Origin of the sequence: Desulfovibrio sp. 1214_IL3152, from assembly GCF_036763055.1 — a bacterium.
In the GTDB taxonomy this organism is placed as follows: domain Bacteria; phylum Desulfobacterota; class Desulfovibrionia; order Desulfovibrionales; family Desulfovibrionaceae; genus Desulfovibrio.
Genome location: NZ_JBAIYW010000414.1, coordinates 1 through 3904 on the forward strand (window position 1 = coordinate 1; position 3904 = coordinate 3904).

Annotated in this window: 4 protein-coding genes; 2 read left to right on the plus strand and 2 right to left on the minus strand. The window is 58.7% G+C overall.

The window, feature by feature from the left end; all coding sequences use genetic code 11:
- On the minus strand, positions 1 to 329 hold a 329-nt coding region (locus V6C07_RS08795; RefSeq protein WP_333536028.1), incomplete at its 3' end, for an amidohydrolase family protein.
- Positions 326 to 1282 (minus strand): aspartate carbamoyltransferase catalytic subunit, encoded by a 957-nt coding sequence (locus V6C07_RS08800; RefSeq protein WP_333536030.1) that lies wholly within the window; start codon positions 1280 to 1282, stop codon positions 326 to 328. The genes V6C07_RS08795 and V6C07_RS08800, both read right to left, overlap by 4 nt.
- A gap of 654 nt (positions 1283 to 1936) precedes the next feature.
- Here V6C07_RS08800 and V6C07_RS08805 point away from each other — a divergent pair.
- Complete coding sequence (locus V6C07_RS08805; protein WP_333536031.1) at positions 1937 to 2734, plus strand: sulfite exporter TauE/SafE family protein; 798 nt, start codon at positions 1937 to 1939, stop codon at positions 2732 to 2734.
- A 26-nt stretch (positions 2735 to 2760) separates the two neighbouring features.
- Entirely contained in the window at positions 2761 to 3627 is an 867-nt protein-coding gene (locus V6C07_RS08810; RefSeq protein WP_333536032.1) for a YitT family protein, read from the plus strand.
- Positions 3628 to 3904 lie beyond the last annotated feature (277 nt).

Consider the following 3904-nt stretch of genomic DNA (forward strand, 5'->3'; position numbering starts at 1 on the left):
CGGGCCTTGTCCAGCATATGGCGGGTAACGCTTGCCGTATCGTTGACGGGCCTGGTATTCGCCATGCACATGACCCCGCCGAAACCGCCGCGCGCGGCGGCCTCAAGCCCCGAGGCCACGTCCTCTTTATACTCGAAACCGGGTTCGCGCAGGTGTACGTGGGCGTCGATAAGGCTCGGCATGAGCACAAGACCGCGCGCATCGAAAATCTCACAGCCTTCGGGGGGCGCGTGGTGTCCCGCCGGAGTCATGGTCGTAATCTTTCCACCGGTTACCAGAAGGTCCACCGGGGCTTCCAGGTGGCGGGCATTTTTGATGCAAAGCCTCATGCGCGACCTCCGTCATTGCGCGTCGCCAGAAGATAAAGCACTGCCATGCGCGTGGCTACGCCCGCAGCCACCTGGTCAAGCACCAGGCTCGCTGGGGCATCGGCCATATCGTCTGAAATTTCCAGGCCCCGGTTCATGGGACCGGGGTGCAGCACCCTTGCGCCGGGTCGGGCCAGCGCCATATGGTCGAGGCCAAGGCAAAAGCGCCGCGAATATTCGGCCAGATCGGGCAAAAGCCCTGCCTGCTGGCGTTCCAACTGCAAGCGCAGGCACATTACGGCGTCCACATCGCGCACAGCCTGCTTCAGGTCGGTATATACCTCCACCGGCCAGTGGTCCACCCCGGCAGGCAGCAGGGTGCGCGGGGCGCAGACCCGTATGCGCACGCCAAGACCGGTAAGCAGATGGATATTGGAACGCGCCACCCGGCTGTGGGCAATATCGCCCAGAATCAGCAGGGTACGGCCCTCAAAGGAATTTTTCCAGGCTTCACGCAGGCTGAAGCAGTCCAGCAGCGCCTGTGTGGGATGGGCATGCCAGCCATCGCCGCCGTTCACCACGCCGCAGGGCAGCAGGTCCGCCACATAGCGGGCCGCCCCACTGCTGGAGTGGCGCATGACGATAACATCCGGAGACATGGCCTGAAGCGTCAGGGCCGTGTCCTTGAGGCTTTCGCCCTTGTTGAGGCTTGATCCGCTCTTGCCCAGCGCAAAGGTGTCTGCCGAAAGGCGCTTGCCCGCCACGTCAAAGGATGTTTTGGTGCGCGTGCTGTTTTCCACAAAAAAAAGCACCACGGTCTTGCCCTTGAGGGTGGGAACCTTTTTGACCGGGCGGCTGTTTATTTCCTGAAAGCTGACGGCCAGATCGAGCAGGTGCAGGGTATCCGCCCTGCTCAGCTGCGTTACGTCCAGCAGGTCCTTGTGCGGCCAGTGGTAGCGATTGTCGGTATTCATGGCAGTGCTGTGTAAAAGGTAAAAAAAAGCCCCGCTTTTCAACGGGGAACAACGGGGGCGGCTGCGGCCCTGAACTTCGGAAACCTCAAAAAATCCGGCAGACCGGGCGTTGGAAAAAACGCCCGCCCAGAACCAGCTGTTTCGGGAGCGGCAGACATCATGCCCTTTTTGTAGGCGCGCCAAGGTGCTTTGTAAAGCAAAAAGTCTGTTGACGCCCGCTGGGCCTTTGTCTAGTTAGAAGAAGGCCATACCGTCGGGCGCGCCCTGGAGCAATTTCACTTTTACATTGCTCTGACGGCTGCGTGAGCAGACGTTCGCTACGGAGGCGTAAGCGCAGTTTATCTGCGCGGTTAAACGCCGAAGTGAGCGTGCCTTAAACTTTGAGAATGCATATTCTCAAAGTTAATCTGCTCTAGAGCATTTAACACTTGAAATGCTCGCTTACGACAGGCAAAAGCCTGCCTTCTCGCATTTCGTGGCAAGGATTTTCAAGAAAATCCTTGCAGAGCAGTTAACTCATTTCATTCGTTAACTGCTCTAAAGGCGCTTGCCCGGCCTTTTTCGCGGTTTGCCCGACCGGGGCTGCCGCATTTTTGTCAGTTTTTTCGTCTTTGTTTTTACTATGTTTCAGAACTTTTCAGGAGGATGCGACCAATGCTCACGACGCTTGTGATCTATCTTGCCTGCGGCGCGGTGGCCGGTGTGCTGGCCGGGCTTCTGGGCGTGGGGGGCGGCATTGTGCTGGTACCCATGATGGTGGCTATCTTTCCCACCGTGGGCGTTCCGGCGGAATATGTGCAGCAGATGGCGCTCGGCACGTCGCTTGCCTCCATCATGATCACATCCATCTCCAGCGCCCGCGCCCATAACAAACGCGGAGCCGTGCACTGGGATATTTTCCGCAATATCACTCCCGGCATTCTTCTGGGTACGTTCGGAGGCGGGCTTATTGCCACGCACATGCCCACCCTGGCGCTCAAGATCATCTTCATCTGCTTTCTGGTGGTGGTCGCAGCGCAGATGCTCTCGGGCTACCGCCCCCCGGCCACGCGCAATATGCCGGGCTTTGCGGGTACATCAGGCGTGGGCGTGGGCATAGGGCTTCTTTCAAGCTTTGTGGGCATTGGCGGCGGCACGCTTTCCGTGCCGTTCATGTCCACGTGCAACGTTCCCCTGCACCATGCCGTAGGCACTTCGGCCGCCATCGGCTTTCCCATCGCCGTGGCGGGTACACTGGGCTATATTATCGGCGGATGGGGGCGTCCCGACCTGCCCTCGATGACTCTGGGCTTTGTAAACCTGTGGGCCTTGCTCGGCATTGCCTCGGCCAGTTTTCTTACAGCGCCCCTGGGCGTCAGGCTTTCGCATTCCCTGCCCGCGGACAAGCTCAAGCGCGGCTTTGCCTGCTTTCTGATCATCGTGGCCGCCAGGATGGCCTGGGGATTGCTGTAACCATAAATTACTGTCAGGATGGCGGTATGAAACTTTATTCCTACAATCACAAACTGGCCGAATCCGTCTGGTGGAACCTGCTCTGGCTGACTCTCGGCGGTCTGCTCATGACCATCTGCGTGCAAAGCGTGGCCGCCCCCCACGACTTTCTCGCCGGGGGCATCATGGGCGTGGCCCTGCTGACCAATTACTGGACAGGCACGCTTACCCCCCTTGTCTGGTATGCGCTGCTGTGCGCGCCGGTCTATATTTTCGGCTGGTTTTTTGTGGGGAAACGTTTTTTGCTTTATACAGCCTACGGAACCTTGTGTACCACGGTTTTCGGCTTTTTTATCGACTTTACCATCCCCGTGCAGAACGACCTTTATGCTGCCGTCGTAGGCGGCGTGCTGCACGGCGCGGCCTGCGGCGTGATGCTGCGCACCCTGGGCAGCGGCGGAGGCACTGACGTTATCGCCGTTGTGCTCAAAGACCGCTGGAATTTTTCCATCGGCCAGTTCAACGTCATTTTCAACGGCCTGCTTTTCCTGCTTGGCGCGTACCGCCTGCCGCTGGACCTTATCGTGGCGTCAATGATCATGATGTTCATCTCGTCCAGCGCGCTTGAGTATGTGCTGGGCATGTTCAACAGGCGCAAGCTGGTCATGGTCATCTCCGACCACGGCGAAGAAATCAGCGAGGCCATCCTGGTAACGGAACGCTTCGGGGCAACCATGCTGCGCGGCAAGGGGGCCTATTCCGGCTCGGACCGCGAAATCCTGCTCACCGTCACCACCAATATAGCCCTCAAGCGACTGGAAAACCTGGTGTACAGCATTGACCCCAATGCCCTCTTTATTGTTGAAAACACCTTCTATGTCTCCGGCGGGCAGTTTGCCCGGCGCGGACGCTAGAGCAGTTTACGAATGAAGTGAGTTCACCGCGCGGCAAGGATTTTCCTGAAAATCCTTGCCGCGAAATGCGAGCAGGCAGGCTTTTGCCTGCCGTAAGCGAGTATTTCAAATGGTAACTGCTCAAGGAACAAGTATGCACCCCAAGGGGCCTTCAGATTCCAACACGGGTTCGCAGGCGGCTGCCGCACAGAGCGAAAGCGGCAACGGAGCCGCCTGTGCGGCCCATACCGCTGAACCCGCCCTGGCTATCAGGGCCAGAAGCATCGTGACCCTGACG